18 protein-coding genes and 1 pseudogene are annotated in these 23,884 nt (G+C 38.8%); 17 read left to right on the forward strand and 2 right to left on the reverse strand.

Annotated features, from left to right (window positions below; genetic code table 11):
• Nucleotides 1-354: 354 nt before the first annotated feature.
• The 15 genes and pseudogenes from RWN13_RS08525 to RWN13_RS08595 all read left to right on the forward strand — a co-directional run bounded on the left by RWN13_RS08525 (nucleotide 355) and on the right by RWN13_RS08595 (nucleotide 20,426).
• Nucleotides 355-2,124 (forward strand): glycerophosphodiester phosphodiesterase, encoded by a 1,770-nt coding sequence (locus tag RWN13_RS08525; protein WP_314062181.1) that lies wholly within the window; start codon nucleotides 355-357, stop codon nucleotides 2,122-2,124.
• Between the two features lie 263 nt (nucleotides 2,125-2,387).
• A pseudogene (locus RWN13_RS08530) lies at nucleotides 2,388-3,257 on the forward strand (elongation factor Tu); the annotation flags it as partial.
• Nucleotides 3,258-4,167: 910 nt separating this feature from the next.
• A complete protein-coding gene (locus RWN13_RS08535; RefSeq protein ID WP_314062183.1) occupies nucleotides 4,168-5,571 on the forward strand; it encodes an Ig-like domain-containing protein in 1,404 nt (467 codons plus the stop codon).
• A gap of 404 nt (nucleotides 5,572-5,975) precedes the next feature.
• Entirely contained in the window at nucleotides 5,976-6,836 is an 861-nt protein-coding gene (locus RWN13_RS08540) for an aminoglycoside 6-adenylyltransferase (RefSeq protein ID WP_314062185.1), read from the forward strand.
• A gap of 117 nt (nucleotides 6,837-6,953) precedes the next feature.
• On the forward strand, nucleotides 6,954-7,580 hold the full coding sequence (locus tag RWN13_RS08545) for a bifunctional 2-keto-4-hydroxyglutarate aldolase/2-keto-3-deoxy-6-phosphogluconate aldolase (protein ID WP_314062293.1): 627 nt from the start codon (nucleotides 6,954-6,956) through the stop codon (nucleotides 7,578-7,580).
• Nucleotides 7,581-7,680: 100 nt separating this feature from the next.
• Complete coding sequence (locus RWN13_RS08550) at nucleotides 7,681-8,694, forward strand: LacI family DNA-binding transcriptional regulator (protein WP_314062186.1); 1,014 nt, start codon at nucleotides 7,681-7,683, stop codon at nucleotides 8,692-8,694.
• A 77-nt stretch (nucleotides 8,695-8,771) separates the two neighbouring features.
• The gene (locus tag RWN13_RS08555) at nucleotides 8,772-9,716 is read left to right on the forward strand and encodes a sugar kinase (protein ID WP_314062188.1); all 945 of its coding nucleotides are present in this window, start codon (nucleotides 8,772-8,774) and stop codon (nucleotides 9,714-9,716) included.
• Nucleotides 9,717-9,997: 281 nt separating this feature from the next.
• Entirely contained in the window at nucleotides 9,998-11,947 is a 1,950-nt protein-coding gene (locus RWN13_RS08560) for a Na+/H+ antiporter (protein ID WP_314062190.1), read from the forward strand.
• A 188-nt stretch (nucleotides 11,948-12,135) separates the two neighbouring features.
• Nucleotides 12,136-13,884, forward strand: a complete 1,749-nt coding sequence (locus RWN13_RS08565) for an ABC transporter ATP-binding protein (protein ID WP_314062192.1) — start codon at nucleotides 12,136-12,138, stop codon at nucleotides 13,882-13,884.
• Between the two features lie 386 nt (nucleotides 13,885-14,270).
• Nucleotides 14,271-15,152 carry a proline iminopeptidase gene (gene pepI / locus RWN13_RS08570; protein ID WP_314062194.1) on the forward strand — a complete coding sequence of 294 codons (882 nt, stop codon included), beginning with the start codon at nucleotides 14,271-14,273 and terminating at the stop codon, nucleotides 15,150-15,152.
• Between the two features lie 27 nt (nucleotides 15,153-15,179).
• On the forward strand, nucleotides 15,180-16,538 hold the full coding sequence (locus RWN13_RS08575) for a peptide MFS transporter (protein ID WP_314062196.1): 1,359 nt from the start codon (nucleotides 15,180-15,182) through the stop codon (nucleotides 16,536-16,538).
• A gap of 43 nt (nucleotides 16,539-16,581) precedes the next feature.
• The gene (locus tag RWN13_RS08580; RefSeq protein WP_314062197.1) at nucleotides 16,582-18,372 is read left to right on the forward strand and encodes an aminopeptidase P family protein; all 1,791 of its coding nucleotides are present in this window, start codon (nucleotides 16,582-16,584) and stop codon (nucleotides 18,370-18,372) included.
• 53 nt (nucleotides 18,373-18,425) lie between these two features.
• Complete coding sequence (locus RWN13_RS08585) at nucleotides 18,426-19,160, forward strand: class I SAM-dependent methyltransferase (RefSeq protein ID WP_314062198.1); 735 nt, start codon at nucleotides 18,426-18,428, stop codon at nucleotides 19,158-19,160.
• Nucleotides 19,161-19,564: 404 nt separating this feature from the next.
• Nucleotides 19,565-19,990, forward strand: a complete 426-nt coding sequence (locus RWN13_RS08590) for a phosphotransferase (RefSeq protein ID WP_314062200.1) — start codon at nucleotides 19,565-19,567, stop codon at nucleotides 19,988-19,990.
• 34 nt (nucleotides 19,991-20,024) lie between these two features.
• Nucleotides 20,025-20,426, forward strand: a complete 402-nt coding sequence (locus RWN13_RS08595; protein ID WP_314062201.1) for a cytidine deaminase — start codon at nucleotides 20,025-20,027, stop codon at nucleotides 20,424-20,426.
• 77 nt (nucleotides 20,427-20,503) lie between these two features.
• Here the strand turns inward: RWN13_RS08595 and RWN13_RS08600 are convergent, their stop codons facing one another.
• On the reverse strand, nucleotides 20,504-21,490 hold the full coding sequence (locus RWN13_RS08600; RefSeq protein WP_314062204.1) for a linear amide C-N hydrolase: 987 nt from the start codon (nucleotides 21,488-21,490) through the stop codon (nucleotides 20,504-20,506).
• Nucleotides 21,491-21,671: 181 nt separating this feature from the next.
• Between RWN13_RS08600 and RWN13_RS08605 the strand changes: the two genes are divergently transcribed.
• On the forward strand, nucleotides 21,672-21,941 hold the full coding sequence (locus RWN13_RS08605; protein WP_314062206.1) for a hypothetical protein: 270 nt from the start codon (nucleotides 21,672-21,674) through the stop codon (nucleotides 21,939-21,941).
• Nucleotides 21,942-22,034: 93 nt separating this feature from the next.
• Nucleotides 22,035-22,706 carry a PRD domain-containing protein gene (locus RWN13_RS08610; RefSeq protein WP_314062208.1) on the forward strand — a complete coding sequence of 224 codons (672 nt, stop codon included), beginning with the start codon at nucleotides 22,035-22,037 and terminating at the stop codon, nucleotides 22,704-22,706.
• Nucleotides 22,707-22,728: 22 nt separating this feature from the next.
• Here the strand turns inward: RWN13_RS08610 and RWN13_RS08615 are convergent, their stop codons facing one another.
• Complete coding sequence (locus RWN13_RS08615; RefSeq protein WP_314062210.1) at nucleotides 22,729-23,538, reverse strand: MerR family transcriptional regulator; 810 nt, start codon at nucleotides 23,536-23,538, stop codon at nucleotides 22,729-22,731.
• Nucleotides 23,539-23,884 lie beyond the last annotated feature (346 nt).

Raw genomic sequence — 23,884 nt, forward strand, 5'->3', positions numbered from 1 at the left:
AATATGATTAACAGTTAACTATTTTAATTAGTTTTGTTACCTCACTATCTTATAAAGATAGTGAGGTGCCCACTCGTTTTTTACTGATTGAAATCTTTCTAGTCGGTTCATTTATCTGAGTTTGTATGTGATTGTTTTAGTTGGTCGGGTAAAAAATAAAGTGTGGCAAAAAAAGCAGTCGCTTCTTGTGGCGGCTCGTAAAAAACTTCTGTTAAACAGAAGTTGAATGAGTTATAATCTTGAATGAGACGGCGAACCACCAGTATTACGGTACTAGTGTTTTTTTAATGAGCTAAAATCGTCGGTCTTTCAGATAGGAGATACCATCAGTTAATAAAGTATGGGGTGAATGACATGATACAAATAATTCAGGAAAGTCTAGTTAGTGTTTGGAAAAACCGTTGGATATACATCAAAAGCTTATTGTTTTTAACAGTGCTTCAAGGGGTTGTATTTTTACCTGTGTTAGGATTATTATTTAATCAGATGTTACGAGTAGCGGATCTTCAAAGTATTACGGAAACAACGGTCAAGTCTGTCTTGATGAACCCTTTGGCCATAGGTTTGCTGATAGTTTTGGTCTTTCTAGTAATCGTTGCGATTTATATTGAAATGGGCTTTTTCTTTTTACTGGCTAGGTCCTTGGCGAAAAAAGAACAAATAACGGCGAAAGGAATCATCATTCAATTGGCTAAGAGAGTTAGGCACTTTATTAGCTTTCAATTAGTTCTTTTTATCGTTTACTTGTTATTATTGCTCCCTTTAGCTTCAATAGGGCTACAGTCAATGTTAACAGATTCGTTAAGATTGCCTTATTTTATTGCAGATGAATTGTTTAAATCAAGGTCGGGGACACTCTTGTATTTTGCCCTTTTACTGATAGTTTTTTATATAAGTATGCGGTTGTTATTTACTTTGCCGCTCTTTATTTTGGATAAGAAAAAAAATGTATTAGGTGGAATGAAAGATAGTTGGTTTGTTTCCAAGAGAAATACGGGGAAAAATATATTTGTTCTGGGCAGTCTGTTAATTGGGTATCATTTTCTTTTGGGCTTAGTTGGTCTGTTTCTAGTCAGTCCAGTTTTTATCGTGGAAGCGTTTAGCCCATCTTGGGCCCCTTGGGTAGCTGGTATTATGCTAACGTTTATCCAAATCCTGTTTGTCTTAAGTTTTGGATTGCTTCAAGCAATCATGGCAGAGGCGATCATTCGTTTAGGCAGTTTGAACCAATCGGTAAGTAACCTTCCCTATAAAAGTCAGGAAAGGCCTTTCTTTTCTAAGCCCTTATCCTTATTTATTAAACTTGGCCTTGCATTAGTGATTTTAGCAACAGCTATTGGTAATTTGGTGACAATGAAAGAAGGCCTTTATGCGCCATCAACCATGGTAATTGCACATCGAGGCGAAACCTCTCAAGCGATAGAGAATACCTTAACTGCTTTAGTAGCAGCAGCCAAGATTGAGTCGGACTATGTTGAATTAGATGTAATGGAAACGAAAGATAAACAACTGATCGTTTTTCATGATGAGACACTTCGTCGTTTAGCTAATAAATCCTCTGCCATAAAAGATTTGACTTTAGCAGAAATTAAGGATGTGTCACTTGTCAGTAATGGTTTGACCGATAGAATTCCAACCTTTGCTGAATTTATTGACGTGGCCAAAGAACATCAGATAAAGTTATTAGTTGAGATAAAACTACACGGAAATGAATCTCCAGAGATGGTCCAGAATATTGTCAATCTTTTGGCTGAAAAAAACGTTACCCGTGATTATTTAGTTCAGAGTTTGGATGGAGACATTGTCAAAAAAGTAAAAGAGTTAAACCCAGAGATTAAAACAGGGTATTTAGTGGCTTTTAATGTTGGAAACATTCCTTCGATTCCAGCAGATTTTTTAGTCTTAGAAGATTTTTCTGTCAATCAGCGCTTATTGAATCAGGCGAGGGAGTTAAATAAGACTGTTTTTGTCTGGACTGTTAACAGAGAAACCCTCATGCGTCAGTATTTACGGATGGATATTGATGGCATGATTACGAATCAACCAAAAAGAGCTATTGAACTGAGACAGTCTTTTGAGGAAGAAAAAGGCTTTGGTCAAAGGGTAAGAGATTTAATTAACTAAGACTAATGTTTGCTTTCATTCTTCTACATCAGTTTAATAGGCAAAACCATTAGCCAAACTGCTAATGGTTTTTTGATGTTTCAGAATCAATCAATTTAAAGGTTAAAGTTCTCAAGAATTTTTACTTCCAAAATGTAAGTAACATCTCTTGCATTCTTATAAAAAAAGGGGTATAACTATAACAAGAGGTTGGTCAGTAAAAGTCAAACTCTTGCTTCTCATAAAAAAATTGGGGAGAACCAAAACAAGGAGGTTAAAATATCATGGCAAAAAATCATTACGAACGGACAAAAGAAAATGTTAATATTGGAACAATTGGACATGTGGATCATGGCAAGACAACATTAACTGCTGCAATAACGTCTGTTTTATCAAAAAAAGGGTTAGCCGATGCTCAGGATTATAAAAGTATCGATGCAGCTCCAGAAGAAAGAGAACGGGGCATAACAATCACTGCCTCACATGTGGAGTACGAAACAGAAAAACGACATTATTCCCACATTGATGCCCCTGGTCACGCTGATTATGTCAAAAATATGATAACCGGTGCCGCTCAAATGGACGGTGCTATCTTGGTTGTTTCAGCAACAGATGGGCCAATGCCTCAAACTCGTGAACATATTATTTTAGCTAGACAAGTCGGGGTCGACCATTTGGTCATTTTTATGAATAAAACTGATTTAGTTGATGATGAAGAATTACTGGACTTAGTCGAAATGGAAATTAGAGAATTGCTTAATGAATATAATTTTGCAGGTGAGGATATACCAGTTATTAGAGGCTCTGCTCTACAAGCATTGGAAGGCAATTCTGATGCTGAAGAGCAAATTATGGTGTTAATGCGTGTTATCGATGAGTCAATTCCATCCCCATTAAGAGAGACTCAGCAACCATTTATGATGCCAATCGAAGATGTCTTTACGATTACTGGGAGAGGGACAGTGGCAACAGGTCGTGTTGAACGCGGAATTGTCCGTTCAGGAGACGAAGTGGAAATCGTCGGACTTGTAGCAAAACCAGTTAAAACAACTGTCACCAGTGTAGAAATTTTTCATAAAGTATTGGATTACGCTGAAGCAGGTGATAATATCGGGTCTATGCTTCGTGGACTTACTTTTGAGGACGTTGAACAGGTTTCTGAATTGACCCTAACTGAAACTGAAGCATTGAAAAGCTTAATAACTGATTATCAACAAGACCATCAGCAAAAAGAACCGCTAATAGTCAGTTAACTCGAGGTCAATTGCTAATATTAGCTAAAAGGTCAGCTTTTGTAAAAGAAAGCTGACTTTTTTATGAGAATGTCATGAGTAAAAATGTTTAGTCAGCTTCGTTGGTTTAGAGAAGCGATATTATGACAGTATAATAAGGCTAACTATTGAGTAACCTCTGAAACATTTTAACAGATTGCTAGCAAAAAAGGCACGCCTCATTAAATATAAATGAGGGAGAAAAAAATAATAAAAAAAGAAGATTTATTATTACTTGGGCATTAGTGGGAAGTTTAATAAGGTGATTACGTCGGTCATTTATTATTTCAAGTCTCATTCCTATCATTTGATTTATACTGATGTTAAATATCGGCATAATAAGATGACGGCACAAAATAGCCTGTGACATGTAAGAAATCACTTATCCAAAGCCCACCACTTTATAATCATAAAGTGGTGGGCGATATTCGAATGCGTTGAAATTACGCTACTTTATGCAGTGGCAATTGAGTTCAAATTCAAATGATAAATAACATCCTACGATGTAAATAGTAGGTGACAATACGTACATTGTGAGTTTTATGTCGCAGTAAAACGTGAATCTAAACTAATTAGTTACTGTAACAGTCCTATCGTAGTCAACAGTAACGGCCATTGATGCGATCTAAATTCAAAAACTAGTGTTATTGGGCAAGGAAAATGAATTGAAATCGCTCATAATAAACTGTAAAGTAACTAACTGTTGAGATGAAATTCAGACACTTATCCGGAAAGTCGGTCTCAATAAGTAACTGCAGTTACCAGTAACGCAAATTAGAGGAGTTGAATGAACATGAAAAAGACAATTATCAAGACTATGACATTATCAGCTATCTGTTTAGTAGGAAGTTTTGCTCAAGAGACAACAACATTAGCAGCCAGCCATCCCTTATTTAAAGTAACGACTGAAAAGGAGAATATTTCAGTTTCATCCGTCCAATTGGTACCTGAAAAGTCGTTATTAGTTGGCGAAACCTACCAATATGAGGCCATGATTAGTCCGACAAACGCATCAGATCAGTCTTTAAAATGGTATTCTCAAAATGATAAAATTCTCAAAGTAGATCAGAATGGTTTAGTGACAGCTACAGGAATCGGAACAGCAGATGTCTATGCGTTTGCGAGTGATGGTGATATTCGTGGTTGGTCTGAAGTGACAGTTAACAAAGGAACTTTACCAGTTTCCAGTGTCACTCTTTCACCTAAAAGTGGTATCGTCGAAGTAGGGACACCATTTATGATTAAAGAAACAATCTTACCCACTGCAACTCGTTTTCAGTCAGTCACTTGGAGTAGTTCTGACTCGAGTGTCGCTACTGTTAAAAATGGTGTAGTATCTGGTATTAAACCAGGAAATGTAACAATCACAGCAGTTTCAGGAGATGGTAAAAAAACTGACACGAGTACATTAACAATTAAATATGGTAGTACAATCCCAGTAACCTCGATTAGTCTACCTCCAAGTAAATCATTGTTAGTTGGCGAGACCTCCCAGTACATGGCTACCGTATTACCAGCAGTCGCCACAGATAAACAAGTCATTTGGCAAAGCGCCAATGAAAAAATTGTAAAAGTTGATACTGATGGCCTCGTTACAGCCACAGGTGTCGGCACAGCTGATATTTATGCCTTATCAAAAGATGGGAAAAGTAAAGGCTGGTCAGAAGTCACTGTTAAAGAAGGCAACCTTCCAGTAACGAGTGTTAGTTTGTCTCCAGAGTCAGGAATTGTTGAAATTGGTAGTCCGTTTAAACTTAAAGAGACTGTTTTACCAGAAGCGACTAAATACAAAGTGGTTGGCTGGACGAGTTCCAATAAAGCCATCGCAACTGTATCCGGTGGCGTTGTGACTGGAATAAAACCAGGGATTGTTACTATAACTGCCACTTCTATAGATGGGAAGATTAAAGGCAGTAGCACCCTTACAGTTAAATATGGTGATAAAATTCCAATGACGTCTCTTTCGTTATCAACTAAAAGCAAAACATTATCAGTTGGTCAGTCATTTCAATATAAGTCAGTTATCACCCCTAGTTTTGCTACAGAAACTTCACTTATCTGGTTTACATCAGATGCATCAATTGCGTCAATTGATGATAAGGGGTTAGTCAAAGGAGTGAAAAAAGGGAAAACAACTGTTTTTGCCTTTTCAGTTGATGGCTCAATTAGTGATTCAGCTACTCTGACAATCAAATAGCAATAGTTAGTAGAAAATAGGATACAATAAATAATCAAACAACTCACCTTTATTACATCTAAGGTGAGTTGTTTGATTATTTCGTTCTTTGTCAAAATGAATTGATTGGCCTTAATTTTGTAAAATACAATTCGATTAAGTCGTGAGAATTCAAATAAATTGACAGTAACTAATGTCAAAAAAGTCATTAATTGTTTTAAATGATAGACGACTTGTCCTTGATTTTTGTTTGTCGCCTTAACAAAGGCTTTAATTACTGTTACAATAATAATAACAAGCAAGATAATGACGAGGCATAAAAGTGAGTGAACCCCAGGTATCAACAAAATTGTCAGTTTTAAAGAAGGGGATGATATAACCTTGCATATGCGCTAGCCAGTGAGCGGAAAGTTAGGAGAGATAAGATGCGCGATGAACAAACAATGATGGACTTAATTATCACCTTTGCAATGCAGAATGAGAGGATTCTTGGTGTTTACTTAAATGGTTCTCGAGCCAATCAGAATGCATCTCGCGATCAGTATCAGGATTACGATATTGTGTATGTCGTCAATGATGTGGCGTCCTTTGTCGAGGACAAGTCGTGGATTGCCTTTTTTGGTGAGCTAGCGATTAAGGAAGAACCAGATGAGCTAGATCGATTGGCTGGTCGAGAAGTCAACCACAGTGATTTTTATATGTTTTTGCTGTTGTTTGAAGATGGTAATCGAATTGATTTAAAAATCTGTCATCAGTCAATTGTGGAGGAAGAAATTGGGAAAGATGATTTAATCGTTAAACTATTGGATAAGGAGGATTGTTTAACAAGCATCCCCAGTGAGTCTAGTGACCAACAATTCTGGGTCCAATGGCCGACTGAAGGTCAGTTTATTTTGGCTTGTAATGATTTTTGGTGGTGTTTACAAAATGTTGGCAAGGGTATAACACGTCACGAATACACTTATGCCATTGACATGTTGGAAACAGTAGTTCGACCTTGGCTGTTTCAAGTAATTGGCTGGCAGGTTGGTATTGAGCATGACTTCCAAGTAAGCATTGGTAAAGCTGGCAAATTTCTCCCTCATTTCATCAGTTCTGAAAAATGGCAGCAGCTATTAGGAACTTATGCCAGTGCCAAGGAGCAGGAGATGTGGCAAAGTCTAGAAATCTTAATGGATTTGTTTAGTCAGGAAGCCAAGTCAGTCGCTAAGCACTTTGGTTGGACCTACAAGAGCAGTGATGAAGAGGCTATGAGAAAGTATTTATTGAAACTAAAAATGAAATAAGTTATGATAGGGTCATTCAACGAAGTCAATTCAACTAATCTGAGAGTCATAAAGGTGTATTATCCGATTGTTGGAGTGTTTTCAAGAAGGAGGAAAAAAATGACACAAAAGAGTCAAATATTAGGGCAATTAGCAAGTAATTATTTGTTTGCCGTTGTGCGAGGTAAGGATAGTCAGGATGGTTTTAAGATTTCCCAGGCCTGCTGTGAGGGTGGTATTAAAAATATTGAAGTGACTTACACCACTCCAGAAGCGGGGAAAGTAATTCGCGATTTGCGAAGCTCAGTGACTGATAGAGAAGTGGTGATTGGTGCGGGAACAGTTTTAGACGATATTACTGCCAGAGATGCTATTTTGGCTGGGGCCCAGTTTGTGGTTAGTCCTCATTTTGATTCCAAAATTGCCACAGTTTGCAATCGGTACGCGATCCCGTATTTACCAGGGTGCGGATCTGTTACTGAAATCTTACAAGCACTAGAGTTAGGTGTTGACGTGGTTAAATTATTTCCTGGAGGTTTATTAGGAGCCAGTTTTATCAAAGATGTCCATGGTCCCATTCCTCATGTTGAAATGATGCCTTCTGGGGGTGTAAGTTTAGATAATTTAGACCAGTGGCTTGCTAATGGTGCTTGGGGTGTTGGTGTTGGTAGTGCTTTGACGAAGGGTGTTGCAGCCACTGGTTATCAAAGTGTTGTAAGTGAAGCTGAAAAATTTGTAAAGCGTTTGGCAGATCTCCAAAAATAGTTGACAGCTCAATGCTAGTCGCTTATAGTTAGCTTTGTAAAGGTTTTACGAAACCGATAAACTAAATCGATTTCTAAAATAGCTTGGGAGGTAGTTGTTAATGGAAAAAAGTGTCACAATTAAAGATATTGCTAAGACTGCAGGGGTTAGTGAGACAACTATTTCTCGCTATTTAAATAAAAAATATGAATTTATGTCAGAAAAGACCCGCCGCAAAATTGAAGAAGTGGTTCGCACATTAGACTATCGCCCAAGCAATGTCGCTCGCTCATTAAAATCTCAAAAAAGTAAATTAATCGGTGCAGTTATAGCAGATATTGGCAATCAGTTTTCTTCGGAAATCATCAAAGGCTTAAGTGATACCTGTGAGGAACTGGGTTATACCTTAATGATTGCTATTTCTGATGAAACCGCAGAAAATGAGCAAAATCAAATTGAAAAGTTTGTTGACAATCAAGTTGAGGGGTTAATTATTAATACAACGGGTGATAACCAAGATTATTTAACTCAATTAAGTAAAGAGTCGATCCCAGTGGTTTTATTAGATCGTGGTGTTCCTGAAAGTCAGTTGGAGGTGATTACCAATGATAATTACACCGTGGGTTTAAGGGCAATGAATTATTTGATAGCGAGTGGTTTTCAGTCAATTGGTTTTTTTGTTAACCCTGTAACGAATACGGTGAGAGCTGAACGATTAAGAGCGTTTAAAGACGGGCTAATCAATCAAACTGTGAAAGGGGCCGTCTACGTTGTAGCACCAGATAATCAGCAGTCACTAGTAGACTCGATGATGGCGTTTAAAGAATTCCCTGAACCGAGAGTAATCTTTTCTGCTAATGGATTAACGGCCTTAGGTCTTCTGGAAGTGATGAAAGAGAATCAGTTAGAAGTTATTAAGGATTTTGGTTTATTGACTTTTGATGAGTCAGCTTGGGCAAAAGTAGTTAGTCCAGGGATTACAACTATTGATCAGTCATCGTATCATTTAGGGGTAGAGGCTTGCCGTTCATTAGTTAATGAAATCGAGGAAACAACTGAAGAGGCTCTTTTAAGGTCAGGGCGATCATTGCCAAGTAAACTAATTATTCGCGAGTCGACTTCTTATCTTCATTAGCTAAGGTGTCTTAAGCCACATATGTGTATCAATCACACTGAATTCATATTACTTTGATTAAAAGAGGAGGAGATCAAATGGCAGAAGTTATGCTAATTGGAGAGCCAATGGTCATTTTTTATGCCAATGATGAAGGGTCTTTAACTGAAGCGAGTTCTTATACCAAAGGACTGGCAGGTGCAGAAGTTAATGTGGGGATTGGGTTGACTCGTTTGGGCCACTCAGTTGCTTATATGACAAAGTTAAGTCGAGACGAATTAGGTAGTTATATATTTGAGTCATTAAAAGAGGAAAAATTAGCATCTGAGATGATCAGCTTTGATGAAACAAAGCAAGTAGGCATCATGTTTAAAAATAAAGTGAGTAGCGGCGATCCTCAAACTTTGTATTATCGTAAGGGCAGTGCTGCTTCGACCTTATCAGTAGCAGATGTCAAGCGGATTGATTTTTCTAAAGTGAAGGTGCTCCATGTTACGGGGATTCCGCCTGCATTGAGCCAAGAATGTCGAGAAGCTTGTTTTTATATGATGAAAGCTGCGAGAGAGGCTGGTTGCTTTATCACGTTTGATCCTAATTTACGACTAGCTTTGTGGGAGAGCCAAAGAGTGATGATTGAGACCTTAAATAGCTTAGCCCAATTTGCCCATTTAGTTCTACCAGGGGTCGAAGAAGGGCAATTATTAACAGGGAAAAAGTCTGTGGAAGAGATAGCAGATTTTTATCTGAACTCAGGTGCCGACGGGGTTGTCATGAAATTAGGCGGTCAGGGGGCTTTTGTGAAAGAAAAAGGAGAAAAAGGCTACACCGTATCGGGTTTTAAGGTAAAAATGATTGTTGATACAGTTGGGGCTGGTGATGGCTTTGCAGTGGGGATTATTAGTGGTTATCTTGATGGCTTAAACCTTGCAGATTCGGTTAAGCAAGCCAATGCAATCGGAGCCATTCAAATTCAAGACGCCAGTGACAATCAGGCTTTGCCGTCTCGAAAAGAACTAAGTCATTTTATGAATACTGATAAATAGAAAGTGAAACCGTGGATGACCTACTCTGCGGTTTTTTTGTTGTAATGGTTTTGTCGAGAGCTAAGATAGGGCATCCAAGTCGTTTAAATTAGTTTGCTTTTAACTGTCGTTACGACACTGTTAAAAGAGGTGAGGGCGATATATACTGAGGAGATTTGTTTTTTGTAACAAATTTTCGACTAAAAGTAGACCTCATTTTACTTTGTCTTCAAAAAATGGTAAATTCTTTAAGATAGAGTAGTTTGATTGCAATCATTCAAACTCGTAAATTGAGGTGAACTATGGAAATTTTTGAAACAGTGTTATTGATGTTAGCGATGGTTTTAGCATCGAATATTTTGAATCGATTTTTACCCAATATTGCCATTCCTTTAATTCAGGTGGCTCTTGGAATGTTATTAGCCATTCCATCTTCGCTCCATTCATTTGAATTGAGTTCGGAGCTGTTTATGTTGTTATTTTTAGCGCCTTTATTATTTAACGATGGAGCTAATGTTGATAAACGTGCTTTGTGGCAAGAACGAAAAGCAGTCTTGACCTTGTCGATTGGCTTGGTATTTGTAACGGTAGCGGTCTTAGGAAGCTTTATTCACTGGTTAATACCAAGTATGCCTTGGGCTGGGAGTTTCGCTCTGGCGGCGGCTTTAGCACCGACTGACGCGGTGGCTGTTTCAGCCCTAGCTGAGAAAGTGAAGATACCACACAAGATGCTCCATACATTGGAAGGAGAGTCTTTAATTAATGATGCGTCGGGATTAGTTTCCTTTCAATTTGCTGTAGCGGCTTTGCTGACGGGAGCCTTCTCTTTTGCTAATGCCAGCTTAAGCTTTGTGTTGATTTCTCTTGGTGGTGTCATCGTGGGAATGATTGTCAGCTTAATTGCCATGCGTTTTGTCCGTTGGTTAAGAAGCTTAGGGATTGAGAATACGGTATCTTTTATGCTCTTAGAGTTATTATTGCCATTCGGTATCTTTCTTTTAGCTGAAAAGTTGGAAGTTAATGGGATTTTAGCTGTTGTAAGTGGCGGGTTAGTTTATTCCTTTAGTTATCAAAAAGTTAACCCAGAAGTGGCTCAATTGAATATGTTATCAAAAAATACATGGTCGATTTTTACTTTTAGTTTGAATGGATTGGTTTTTGTGCTTTTGGGCTCTCAATTACCAAGTGTTATTCAAGTAGTTTGGAAAAATAATAATATTAATAATTTAACGTTGATCTTGTATGTTCTAGGAACAACAGCGATTTTATTAGGGATTCGCTTGATTTGCTTCTTATTGTTTAAAAACTTTGAAAAATCCAGCGAGTTAGCGCGAAGAGAGCGAATGGAGCAGGCGCTTTTGTATACTATTTCTGGGGTACGTGGAACCATTACCCTAGTCAGTGCGCTAAGTTTACCTGTGTTGTTAGGGGACGGTAACGTCTTCATTGAGCGTGAGTTGATGATTAGCATTGCCGGTGGAGTTATTTTAACAACCTTATTATTAGCTAATTTCGCTATGCCGTTATTTGCTGAAAAGCGTGAAATGAATCCAGAAGAAGTCGATCACGATCAGGAAATTGCTATCCTACGAGAAGTGACCTTGCAGTTAAAGGCTCAGGAAACACCTGAAAATCAGCGAGCAATAGCTAGAGTGATTAAGATGTATAATGAACGAATCATGACATTGATTAATGCTAATGAACTGGATGATAGTCAAGCAAAATTAATGGAACTAGTATTGAAATGGCAATTTAAAGATACGTTGCAACAGGTCAGCAATCGAAAAATCAGCTTACAAACGGCTTTTATGCATCTTCGTCGGATAAACCGACGTCTTTTCCGTTTAACACGGGAGCAAACCTATCGTAATAACATGTTTTATGCAAAAGTAATGCGTCAAAAATTGCGCTACCTGCAATTACGCCCCGTGAGCTTTGATGAACGGCAAGCTCAGCGAAATTACTTAGCTGAAAGTAATCGGGAATACGTGGTGGCCCATTTACAAGACTTGGAGCCCGGAGCTTTCCCTCAAGAGTTGGTTGATTTTTATTTAACCCGCTACTTACAGCGTCGCAATATCAAAGGGGTAGTGTCCACAGGAACTGTGGATGAATGGTTGGAATACGCAATTCAATTGGAACGAGATGGTATTCAACAAGCCTTTGAATTAGGCGAGATTAATCGAGCGGAATTGAAAGTCTATCGGGAAAATTTATTAGCGATTGAAAATACGGTCCAATTTATTGATTGATGAAACGTTTGAACGTTCAGATTAGCTGAACATTCAAACGTTTTTGCATTAAAAATGATTGAATTCGAAGCCTTCATCACGTATGATTAAAAACGTGAGTGAGGTCTGTTCATACGAGGTTCACATTAATCAGGTATAGTGGGTCAGGTAACAGGGATGGATTTTGAGGAAAGTTAAGGTGAATTGAGATGGAAACTAGTAAAAAAAAGCAAAAGACCACTGAAAAAAAACAACCGGGGTTAAGAGAGCTATTCAGGTTAACCAAACCGAAAAAGAGCTGGTTAATTATCGCCTTTGGAGCCAGCATTTTTTCTTCCTTGGCAGGTTTGGCAGTCCCATTATTCACTCAAAAATTGATTGATAAAAGTTTTGCAGGTATTAGTTTAGCTCAAGGAGTCGCTGTGATTGGGATGTTCATTTTGCAAGCATTTCTCAGCGCTATCACGATTTATTTATTGTCCTATATTGGGCATCAGATGGTCAAGGAAATTCGAGAAAAACTGACGACTCAAAGTATTCATTTTCCATTGAACTATTTTCAAATAGAACGACCTGGGGAACTGGTCAGTCGTACTTTAAACGACACTCTACTGGTTAAATCATTTGTTAGTGACAGCCTACCGTCTTTTGTTTCTGGTGTGGTGACGTTAATTGTGGCAATCGTCATCTTATTGTACATGGACTGGAAAATGACTTTGCTGATTTTTTTAGCAATTCCGATTGGTGCATCCATCATGATACCTGTTGGGAAAAAGATTTTTGAGATTTCTAAAAAAACTCAAGATGAGACGGCTAACTTTTCTGCTGAATTCGGTCAAGTGTTGTCATCTTCGGCACTTGTGAAGGCCTCTAATGCTGAGGCCCATGCCGTCAAAGAAATCAATGGCGGCGTAAACCGCTTGTTTACTTACGGGAAACGGGAAGCCAAGGTTCAAGCGGTGATTCAACCGATTGTCTCCCTAGTTATTATGGGGTTAATTATGGGAATTATTGCGTATGGCGGTTATCGTGTGTCAAATGGCTCCTTGTCGGCGGGGACCTTGATTGCGTTTATTATGTATCTGTTTCAGGTAATGGGTCCGATTATTTCGTTCGGTACCTTCTTTACGTCTATGCAAAAAGTAAAAGGGGCTACGGAACGAATTATGTTATTATTGAAAGAACCTATTGAAGATTTGGACAAAGGAGAACAGATTGTTGTTGATGGTGAATCTTTAACATTTTCTAATGTCAATTTTAGTTACAGTGACGAGAAAATTGTCTTGAAAAACATTAACTTCACGGCAAAAGCCAACCAAACTACAGCATTTGTGGGACCTAGCGGCAGTGGTAAAAGCACCTTGTTTACGTTGATTGAAGAATTTTATCGGCCTGAAAGTGGGCAAATATTGATTGGCGAAAGACCGATTAGCGATTATGCTTTAAGTTCTTGGCGCAATCAAATCGGCTATGTTCAGCAAGAAAGTATTTTATTGTCAGGTACGATTCGCGATAATTTAACCTATGGCTTAAATCGCCAAGTAAACGATGAAGAATTAGATCGGGTCATGGCCTTAGCTTGTGGCACAGAAATTTTGAATAAGTTGCCTAATGGCTATTTTTCAGAAGTGGGGGAGCGTGGCTCTATGTTATCCGGTGGAGAACGTCAACGAGTCGCTATTGCGCGAGCTTTTCTACGAGACCCGAAAATTCTTTTATTGGATGAAGCGACGGCTAGCTTGGATAGTCAGTCAGAAGGTGTCGTTCAGGAAGCCTTAAGTAATTTAATGAAAGGGCGGACAACCCTTGTTATTGCTCACCGGCTGTCAACAGTAGTCGATGCAGATCAGATTATTTTTGTAGAGAACGGCAACATAACAGGTAAGGGCACTCATCAAGAATTGATTGCTAACCATACCTTATATTGTGAGTTTGCGACTCATCAGTTAACGACATAAAGTGTCAGGAGGGATAGTATGAATTGACTTTGATTAGTAGGTGATGATGAACAGTTTATTGAGTTTATCAGCATTGCTTTGAGAAATAAGTATTTCGACGTATTAACAGCTGGAAAGAGGGACAGAGGATTGGTGTTATAATAACTGGATTATGAGGGGTTAAATATTCACTTTGAAAAGCTCAATCTTTCCTATATTCTAAACAAGAAGGATGGTTTATATAAATCATTCTTTTTTGTTGAAGAAATGAAATAATAGAGGGAGGGTCTGGTATTTTTCTATGACGGAGATGAGTTTTTTCTTGCCATTCTCTCATAAAAGTAAGCGCTCACTATCTATTGTGATATAATAAACAAGTGATTAATAAACAGAAAGGATGATGGAGTATGAAAGTATCAGAAGGCTACATGCCTTATCTAGGGAACAAGACTTATTATCGGACTGTTGGTGAGTGTCAGGAAGGAAAAAAACCACTAATATTGATTCATGGTGGGCCAGGGTCCGCTCATAATTATTTTGAGCTACTAGATGACTATCGGGAGGATGGTCGGATGATTGTGATGTATGATCAAATTGGCTGTGGTAATTCTGCCGTAGCCAATCGACCGGATTTATGGCATGCTAGAACGTGGGTTGATGAATTAATAGCACTTAGGAATCATTTGGAATTGGATGAGGTTCATCTGTTGGGTCAATCGTGGGGCGGAATGCTCGTGATTGCTTATTTATGTGATGACCAGCCAAAAGGGGTTTCTAGTGCTATTTTTTCGAGCACCTTACCCTCAGCACTGCTATGGAAACAGGAACAACGTCGTATGATTAAGTTCATGACTGAGCAAGAGCAAGCAATTATTCAAGAAACGGAAGTGACAGGAGCATATGATAATCCGGCCTATTTAGCGGTTAACGCCAAATACATGGCCTTACACGCAGCTGATGCCATAAGTGATGAGTCACCAGAACCTTTGCGACGTCCAAAAGGATCTGGGGCGGAAGCCTATCTAACAGCTTGGGGGCCGAACGAATACTCGCCAACTGGGACACTAAAGGATTTTAATTATGTGGATCGGTTAAGTCAAATTGAGATTCCCGTTTTATTGACTAGTGGGACAGACGATCTATCGACTCCCTTAATAAATAAAACGATGGTCGACCGCCTGCCAAAAGCTCGCTGGGAATTGTTTGCTCACAGTAGACATATGCCCTTTCTGGATGAAAAAGAACGCTATAAAAGGATCCTGCTGGATTGGTTAAATCAACATGACTAATAAATGGTCAGATTGGAGGAAGTACAGATGAACGAAACAGTTGAAAAAACAAAATTCCCAATAGGTTTTTATTTTTGTTCCATTACATTTACCTTTGAACGTGCAGCGTATTATGCTTCAAAATGGCTGATTTATGCCTTTTTGACCACAGCTCTCGTGTCCGGTGGTTTGGAAATTGGCAAAGGTGAAGCGGCTATTATGCAATCGTACTTAGTGGCATTTACTTATGCAGGACCAGTTTTATTTGGTGTGATTGCCGACCGATGGATTGGAGCCAGATATTTGATTCCCGTTGGTATGTTTTTAATGGGGGGAGGCTATTATCTGGCGTCGATTGCCACATCCAAGTCACTAATCTGGGCGATGATTATTTTAGTTTCAATCGGTACAGGGCTTTTTAAAGGCAACGTCTCAGCGATTACTGGCGAGCTTTTTAGTAATCAAAAAGAGTTGGATTCTGCTTATTCTGTCCAATATTCCTTTATCAACATAGGTTCATTTATCGGCACGACGGCAGTCGGTGTTTTAGTGGCCACAACCTTTATGAAAAATGGGATAGAAGGGTTTTCACAATGTTTCTTTTTAGCTGCTATGCTCTGTATAGTAGGTGGTATCTGGTTTATCTTTGCTTGGCGATTTTTAGGTGACGCCGGTAAAGAACCTTTTGCAAAAGGGCATGATACCGACTCGGCTCACGTGAGGTCGGAAAAACAACCTTTAACAACTATTGAGAAAAAGCGCGTCTTCGCTATTATTTTGGTGTCCTTCTTTTCGATCATTTTTTGGCTCTTTTGGTATATGTCATACTTATCTGTCTACGACTATATGGCAGAGTTCGTTAAACTGGATATCGGTAAACTTGTCGTGCCTACGTCATGGTTTGATTCCCTTAACGGATTAACTTGCATCATTTTAGGGCCTGTTCTTGCAGCTCTTTGGTTGAAATTAGCTAGACGACCTCAAGGTGACATGAGTTTATTCAAGAAAACAGGCATTGGTTTAGCACTTCTAGGCGCTTCTTTTCTAATGTTGGTTGGGGCGGAATTATCACGAGGAGTTGGGGCCAGTAGTGACCATAAAGCCAGTTTGATTTGGATTATTTTGTTTGGACTTTTATTAAGTTTAGGCGAGATGTTCTTTTCACCACTAGGAAATTCTTTTGTCAGTAAATACGCTCCGCGGAAAATCCTCAGCATCTTAATGGGAGTCTGGACCTTCGCTACCTTTATTGCTGGGTTTAGCTATGGACGTTTATATGCGATAGTCCTTCAATTTGATATGATGATTGTTTATACGATCATCCCGATTATCACTTTTATTGCAGCTATTTTGTTATTTATGTTTGATAAAAAGCTAAAAACCCTTATTATAGAAGATGACGAGTAAAGGTATGCGACAGCTAATTATCATGAATGAAGGAGGAATCATAATGACTGTACCAGAAAGACTGAAAGCCTTACGACAATCAATGTTGGAAGGGGGGATTGATTGTTACATCGTGCCAACGGCTGATTTTCATCAAAGCGAGTATGTGGGCGAACATTTTAAAGCTAGAGAGTGGCTGACTGGTTTTACAGGATCCGCAGGAACAGCTGTTGTGACTCAAGACCAAGCCGGTCTGTGGACCGATGGACGTTACTTTTTAGCAGCAGAGAACCAGCTAGCTGACAGTACGGTTGAGCTATTTAAAATGGCCGAACCGGGTGTCCCTACGATTGAACAGTTTATTGAATCGACGTTACCACAAGGTGGCACCTTGGGATTTGATGGACGTTCTGTTTCAATGGGGGAAGGGCAGCTTTATGAAGCAGTCGTTCGCAAAAAGAAGGGGTCGATTGTCTATCAGCATGATTTGATTGATCCTATTTGGCATGATCGGCCAACCCTTTCAGAGGAACCGGCTTTTATGTTGGATATCAAATACGCTGGGGAAAGTATCGAGTCAAAATTGGCCCGAATCAGAGAGAAAATGGCCGAAGTAGGAGCTAACACACACCTTATCACATCTCTGGATGACAGCTGTTGGTTATTAAATATTCGAGGCAATGACATCGATTTTTTCCCTTTGGTCTTGTGTTACTCCATGGTCACCATGGATCGGGTAGAGCTGTTTATCAATCAAGATAAATTAACTGAGAATGTCCAGAACTCTTTAAAAGCTGTTGGGATTGTCTTACGTCCATATAACGAGATCTATGAGGTTGTTAAGAGCTTGTCAGAGAGAGACGTGGTTCTGGTTGACCCAGATCGAATGAATTATAGATTGTTGCAAAGTCTTCCAGAAAGTATTTCAGTTGTTGCAAAAATGAACCCTTCAGTCCTGTTTAAAGCTATGAAAAACCCTATAGAAATTGAAAATATCAAAGTAGCTCAACTAAAAGATGGCATTGCTCACACTAAATACATGTATTGGTTAAAACAACGTGTTGGCAAAGAACAGATAACGGAAATCAGTGCGGCTGCTAAACTGGAGGAACTGCGAGTAGCCCAAGGTGATTTTATCCGTCAGAGTTTTGCACCGATTACAGCTTTTGGGGAGCACGGTGCTATAGTCCACTACAGTCCAACAGTTGACACTAATCTTGAGTTGACAGAGGGAAGTTTATTTTTAAGTGATACGGGAGCTGGTTTCCTGGAAGGATCCACTGACATAACTAGAACCATTGCTTTAGGTGATATTCCGGAATACATGAAAGAACACTTCACCTTAACCCTAAAAAGTAATTTACAATTAAGCCAGGCCATTTTTTTATATGGTACCAATGGGGTCAATTTAGATATTTTAGCTCGGGCACCTTTTTGGAATCACCAGTTAAATTATAACCACGGCACCGGTCACGGGGTTGGCTATTTACTTAACATTCACGAGGCACCTACGGGGATTCGCTGGCAGTATCGGCCAAGCGATTCCCATCCTTTTGAAGATGGCATGGTGATTACCAATGAGCCAGGAGTTTACATTGAAGGCTCTCATGGTGTTCGTCTGGAGAACGAGTTGTTGGTCCGCAAAGGAATTGAAAATGACTACGGCCAGTTTATGTATTTTGAAACCATCACTTTTGTTCCCTTTGATTTAGACGGAATCAAGCCTGAGATGCTGACAGCTGAGGAGAAAAACTGGCTGAATGACTATCACCAGCAAGTATATACCTTGATAGCACCTAGTCTTACGGTGGAAGAAAGAGACTGGTTAAAAGAGTATACGAAGGGAATTTTATAGGGGCCATAAAAACGTTTGGTCTAATTATTAGACTAAACACTAGGAGGACGTTGATGAGTCAAAACATCCAAGATTACTACCAACAGGCAACTGAAACCCCTTGGGGAAGGTTATTTTATGAACTAGTCTTTCATCAACTTTCAATTCCCCCCACGTCTAACGTATTGGATTTTGGTAGTGGCTTTGGCATTACTGCCTCGCACTACGGAAATGATACTCAATTAACGGCTATTGAACCAAATCAGGACATGCTGAAATTGCGAATGACTGGGAACTATCAGCAATTAACTGGCGGTGAAACACTACTGAAACAACTTCCTGAGGAATCTTTTGATTGGATTATCTGTCACAATGTATTGGAATACACCCATCATCAAGAAGAATTATTGTCATCGTTACTCTCTTTGCTAAAACCAGGAGGTAGGTTGTCTTTAGTTAAGCATCACCTATCGGGTGGGGTTATTCAACAAGCTGTTTTGATGGATCAACCTCAGGAGGCTTTGGCTTTCCTTTCACACACTGACCATTCAAAAGAAAGTTATTTCGGGGTTATTCATTTTTATGAAGAAAAACAATTGGCAAACTGGTGTCTGTCAAATAAAGCTAAAATAGTCGAACGTTTTGGCATCCGAAGTCTGTTTGGACTGAGCCAGAATCATGACATTAAACACAGCCCAAAATGGTATCAGGGGATGCTAGCGTTAGAAAAGGCAATTGCTCAAAAGGAACCATTCCTTGAGATGGCTTTTTATCACCACATAATAATTGAAAAACATGATAATCGTTAAGTGGTCAACTAAAAGAGCATGATAAAAAGGAGAAGAAAGAAGATGACGAGAGACTTAAAGGACCTTTCTGGAAATAGTTCTCAAGTGTTTACTGATGGCGAAAGTGTTTACCGTGATCTAAAGGCCCATAATAAAAGCGTTCATCGACTATTAAAACATTTGAAAAAAATGCTTATTTGTTCCTCATCTCCTTGAAAGAAAGGGTCAGAGAGAACGTTTATCTTTTGTAAAAGGTCAGACAATAAGTGACTATCCTGAAACGAATTCAATCGAATATCAGGTCAAAACGGTTCAATCGGCAGTGAGAATATTGGACCGTTACCGCGATGCTACCATAGACGTTGTTGTTTCTGATCAAGATGACTATTTTTTAACTTATTCTGGAGAATTTAAAAAAGTCTGTTATGTGTCACAATGATTTTGCTCCCTATAATGTCACTTTTGAAAACAACAAAGCCATTGGTATTATCGATTTTGATACAAGTTGTCCAGGGCCGAGAATTTGGGATGTTGCTTACGCTGTTTACCGTTTTGTTCCTCTCAGCCATCAGGTTTATGAGGTATCAACTAGCTGTTACCGAACTTATACTAAGTTGGATGGGGTAGTCCGCAAACGGTTATTAGGGGCGTTTCTAAGAAGTTATGGCGAATTGGAGGAGGTTGATCTTTTCCCAATTATGATTGCTCGTTTAATTTCATTGGTGACGTTGTTTGACTCTGAGTCTCAAAAAGGGAATCAGGCATTTATCAAAATGAAAGCAGAAGGGCATCAATCGTTTTATTTGAAGGAAACTGAGTTTATTAAAAAAAGCTGCCATGACTGGCATTAGAAGAATGAACAAATTACTGTTGGGGGAGATACGCATGACACCTGAAAAAATGTTATACGATGAAATTAAAAAATTGGCAGAAGATCATTATCCAACGGGATGGGCTGGTGCCGGCGGGGTTATACTTGAAGATGGCCAGATTTTAACTAGCGTCGCACCTGATGTGAAAAATGAAGGAGCAAGCCTTTGCATGGAAACTGGTGCCTATTTAGAAGCGTTTAAATTGAAGAAAAATGTCACTCATACACTTTGCCTTGCTCGGGAAAACGAAGAGGCAGAATTTGTTATCTTAACCCCTTGTGGCATTTGTCAGGAGCGTTTGCATTCTTGGGGTGGTGATGTTTTTTGTGGGATTACCAATCCTAAAAATGAGCTGAAATTTGTTAAATTAAGCCATTTGCAACCCCATCACTGGCATTGTGCATATGAAGATTGAGCTAATGGCGTGTCGTAACATTAAAATGAAAGAAGAGGGATTATTAATCGTTCCTCTTCTTTCATTTGTTTAACATTTTAATTAAGTGACTGATACCGGTTAGTTTTAGCTAACTCATAGACCTTAGCTTCACTGCCAGTCAGGTTTGGATCAAATTGAAGTGTTTGAATGTCTAGATTGTCATACAGCTTGATGGCCACCTGTCTCTCTTGTTGATGATAAAAGACGGTATATTGTGTGTATTGATAGGAGTCGTTAACTTTGATAATTCCTTTGGGAATATCGGAGGTTGCCAGTAGATGAAAACCAAAATTAAAGCCTTGATCACTGGCGATTGGTTGACTAAAATGTAACAGCATAGCCGCGCGAATAAAGCGGGAAGATGCCGTGAAATCTCCTGGTAAACCGTTTAAACCTGAGCCTTTACCAAAAGACGAGATTTCCCTGCCATTTAGCGTTAAGCTAGGCTGGTTAACTGAAGAAAGTCCTGTGAACTGTCTTAAGTGTGTTAAATGCCAATCAAATGATGGGGCATTAGTCATGACTCCTACAGCGTTTTCAAAAATGACAAAACCTAGTTTTTTTGACGGCTCAATCACAATGGTTCGCCCAGTTAAATCTTTGACTAAAAAATGTTGTGGCAATCCTTCTGATTGGAGCAGAGAAGTGTCAGGAATGGCCAGGTCATTTAACTGATTTAGGACATCCTCAATGTCACGGCACATGGACAATAGATAAAAAAAAAATTGCTCCGCATAAACTGCCTTTTTGCCAACCGCCTCAATTTCTGCTAATGATGCGTACCTATTTTCATCAAAATATTGAGTTGAGGCTGTTAATCCGTGCTCATTGATGCCGTCGAGAACCATCGAAGCCAACTGGTTATCCTGAAGTACACTTACACCCATTACAGAATAAGCAGTTTGCCAAGAAGAGGCAGCAGTCTGAATTTGGTAATGAGCTGGGAATTGGGCTAAGACGTAATCATAATCGATGGCATACTCTTGAGTACGACCTAAAAACTCCTGTTGATCAATAGTGGTGAAGCTGATACCTGTACACATAAAATAATCCTCCTTGTGAATTAAGATACATTGATTCTTTTATTATAACCTATCTTTTATAAAAATTCTGTTCCAATTTAGATGAGTTGTCTAAATTGTTGACTGACCACTAAAGTGTCTTATTAGGCACTCTGAGGTTAAAATGGGCAGCACCACATCCTAAAACTTGTGATGTGAATGTTTGTCACAATATGCAGAAATAGTTTTTGATGGAGAGAGCTTGTGTCTAGTCAGTATCGAAGCATTGGATTTACAGAGGAACCTTGATATCATGTGTGAACGAACCGCTTTTCTGAACTGTCAAGGTGGGAAGATCATCGCCTTAGGAAGTGGAAATCCAGCTGATTTGAGCACTACTAGTTGTGAGAAGATCACTTTATTCTCTGGAAAAGCTCTGGCGATTATTAAAAAAAATCACTCAGATGACATTGAGCTGCAAGATACTTTCTAACACCAAATAAAAGGGCTCTTTTATTTGGTGTTTACCAGTTGATTGTATAGTCGCTATACAGATTATACTGAAGAGGAGAGGAGTTGTTGTATAATGGAAGGTCTTTCGAATGGTGGCCAGCCTGTTATATTCCCCCAAGAATCAGATTTCTTGATAGCAGAGTTAGTCAATTTAGCTCATGACGTTTATTTGTTGAGAAAGAGTGAGCATTTAAAGCAAGTCCTAACGAATTATGTATTAGAGGATAATTCTCGATCTGAGTATTTCTTAAATTCAAAGGACAAAAATATGGTAATCCTTGTGTTCAAAGACGAATATTTATTTGCCAAAGAGGCGACGGCCAGAGTTAATTGTCTTAGGAAGAGGTTGAATAAAAGTGAGACAGAGGGGCTATTTGGTTTAATAATCGAAGTTAATTACCACTTATTAGGAAATTACGAAAAAACTGACAAATTTATCCAATTAATTAAGGATCTATTCCTTAAAATCAGTACTCTTTTAGCCAAAAGGCTGGATGAATTATTAAAGAATCAGCCTTTGATCACCCATCTGAAGTTTTTAGCAGTCCGCATTTTAAAAAAAGAAAGAGATCCGGCGGCCCATGAACCAGCAATCTACGAACATATAAAAAAGACTTACAGAAAGTCTTTTGAAAGTGCTGAAAATATTCGACTGTTTATTAGTGAAACCTACTCATTTCAGTTATCGAAGAATGAAATGAGTTATTTGGCACTCCACTTAAATAAACTGATTGAAATTATTTAATGGAAACCCTCGATCAAATTAGTTATTTTTTTTCTGCTTGAATCATCATTTTCAAGCGGAAATCATCAAAAATTTTTGAGACTAGCTCGTTTGAAATAAAATCAATGTAGATGTCCCCTGTTAATTTTAGCTGGTGGTCTTTTCCATAGTTGACTAGCCGTCGATACGTTGACTCAAAGTTAAGTGAGGTAGGGGTGTAGGCAGTTAGATAAGTTCCTTTTTCTCGGTAGCGTTTAGATTGGGGGACTTTAGCATAAAGTTTAAAAGCAGTCCGTTGATCAAAGGAAAAGGAGTCATTTTTTTCTAGCTTTATTGCGACCCCTGAAGGATAAGGGAATTCATAGCCCTGGCTGAGACAATACTTATAAAAAGCTGCGATTGATAAGGAAAAACGAAAGGTACTTGAGGCGTAAGGCGCTTCATCATAAAACAATGGGACTTCTTCCATTTCAACTAGCTCAATTAAATCTGTATTATCTGTTAGATTTAATTCGAGTGACTGAATTTGCATGTCTAACATGGTCTCCATTTTAGCGAAGTAGTCTCTTCTCTGGTGAGCCATTTCTTTTTGCTGACGTAGCATTGGTAAGATTGTTTCCGGACCTTGGGCTTCCATATAATCTTTGATTTCTTTTAAGGGAATGCGAATCTCCTTTAGAGCTATGATCATATTAATAGTGTAAAGTTGATGGTAATGATAAAAACGATAGCCATTAGATTGAATCCATTCTGGTTTGAGCAGGTCAATACTGTCATAATAAATCAGGTTTTTGCGGGAGACCCCTGATAATTTAGCGAACTCTCCGATTGATAAATAGTCAGTTTGTTTCATCGTAATCACCTCACTTAAAAGTTTATGGCTTCAGATGGCTGATGTCAAGAGCCATCACTCCTTTGTGGATGACTAAAGTCAATGTTATGGTGACATCGGAAATTTAAATAAAAAAGAGGTTGAAAAAAATCTGAAGTTAATCGATCACAGATAAGAGTATTAGAAGATGAAGTTGTTGACATCGATCAAAATTTGCAATAACGGGTCGGAAAGACTCATCCCCAATTGGCAATCAAGAAGGGAAACGCCAAGAGGTCAAAGGGATCACAAAAAACTCTGCCAGTTACCACTAATCGTGTTAGATCACCCTTTGAACGAAATGGAATCAAATATCTTAGTTAAGAGG

Source organism: uncultured Vagococcus sp., assembly GCF_963518325.1.
GTDB lineage: Bacteria > Bacillota > Bacilli > Lactobacillales > Vagococcaceae > Vagococcus_D.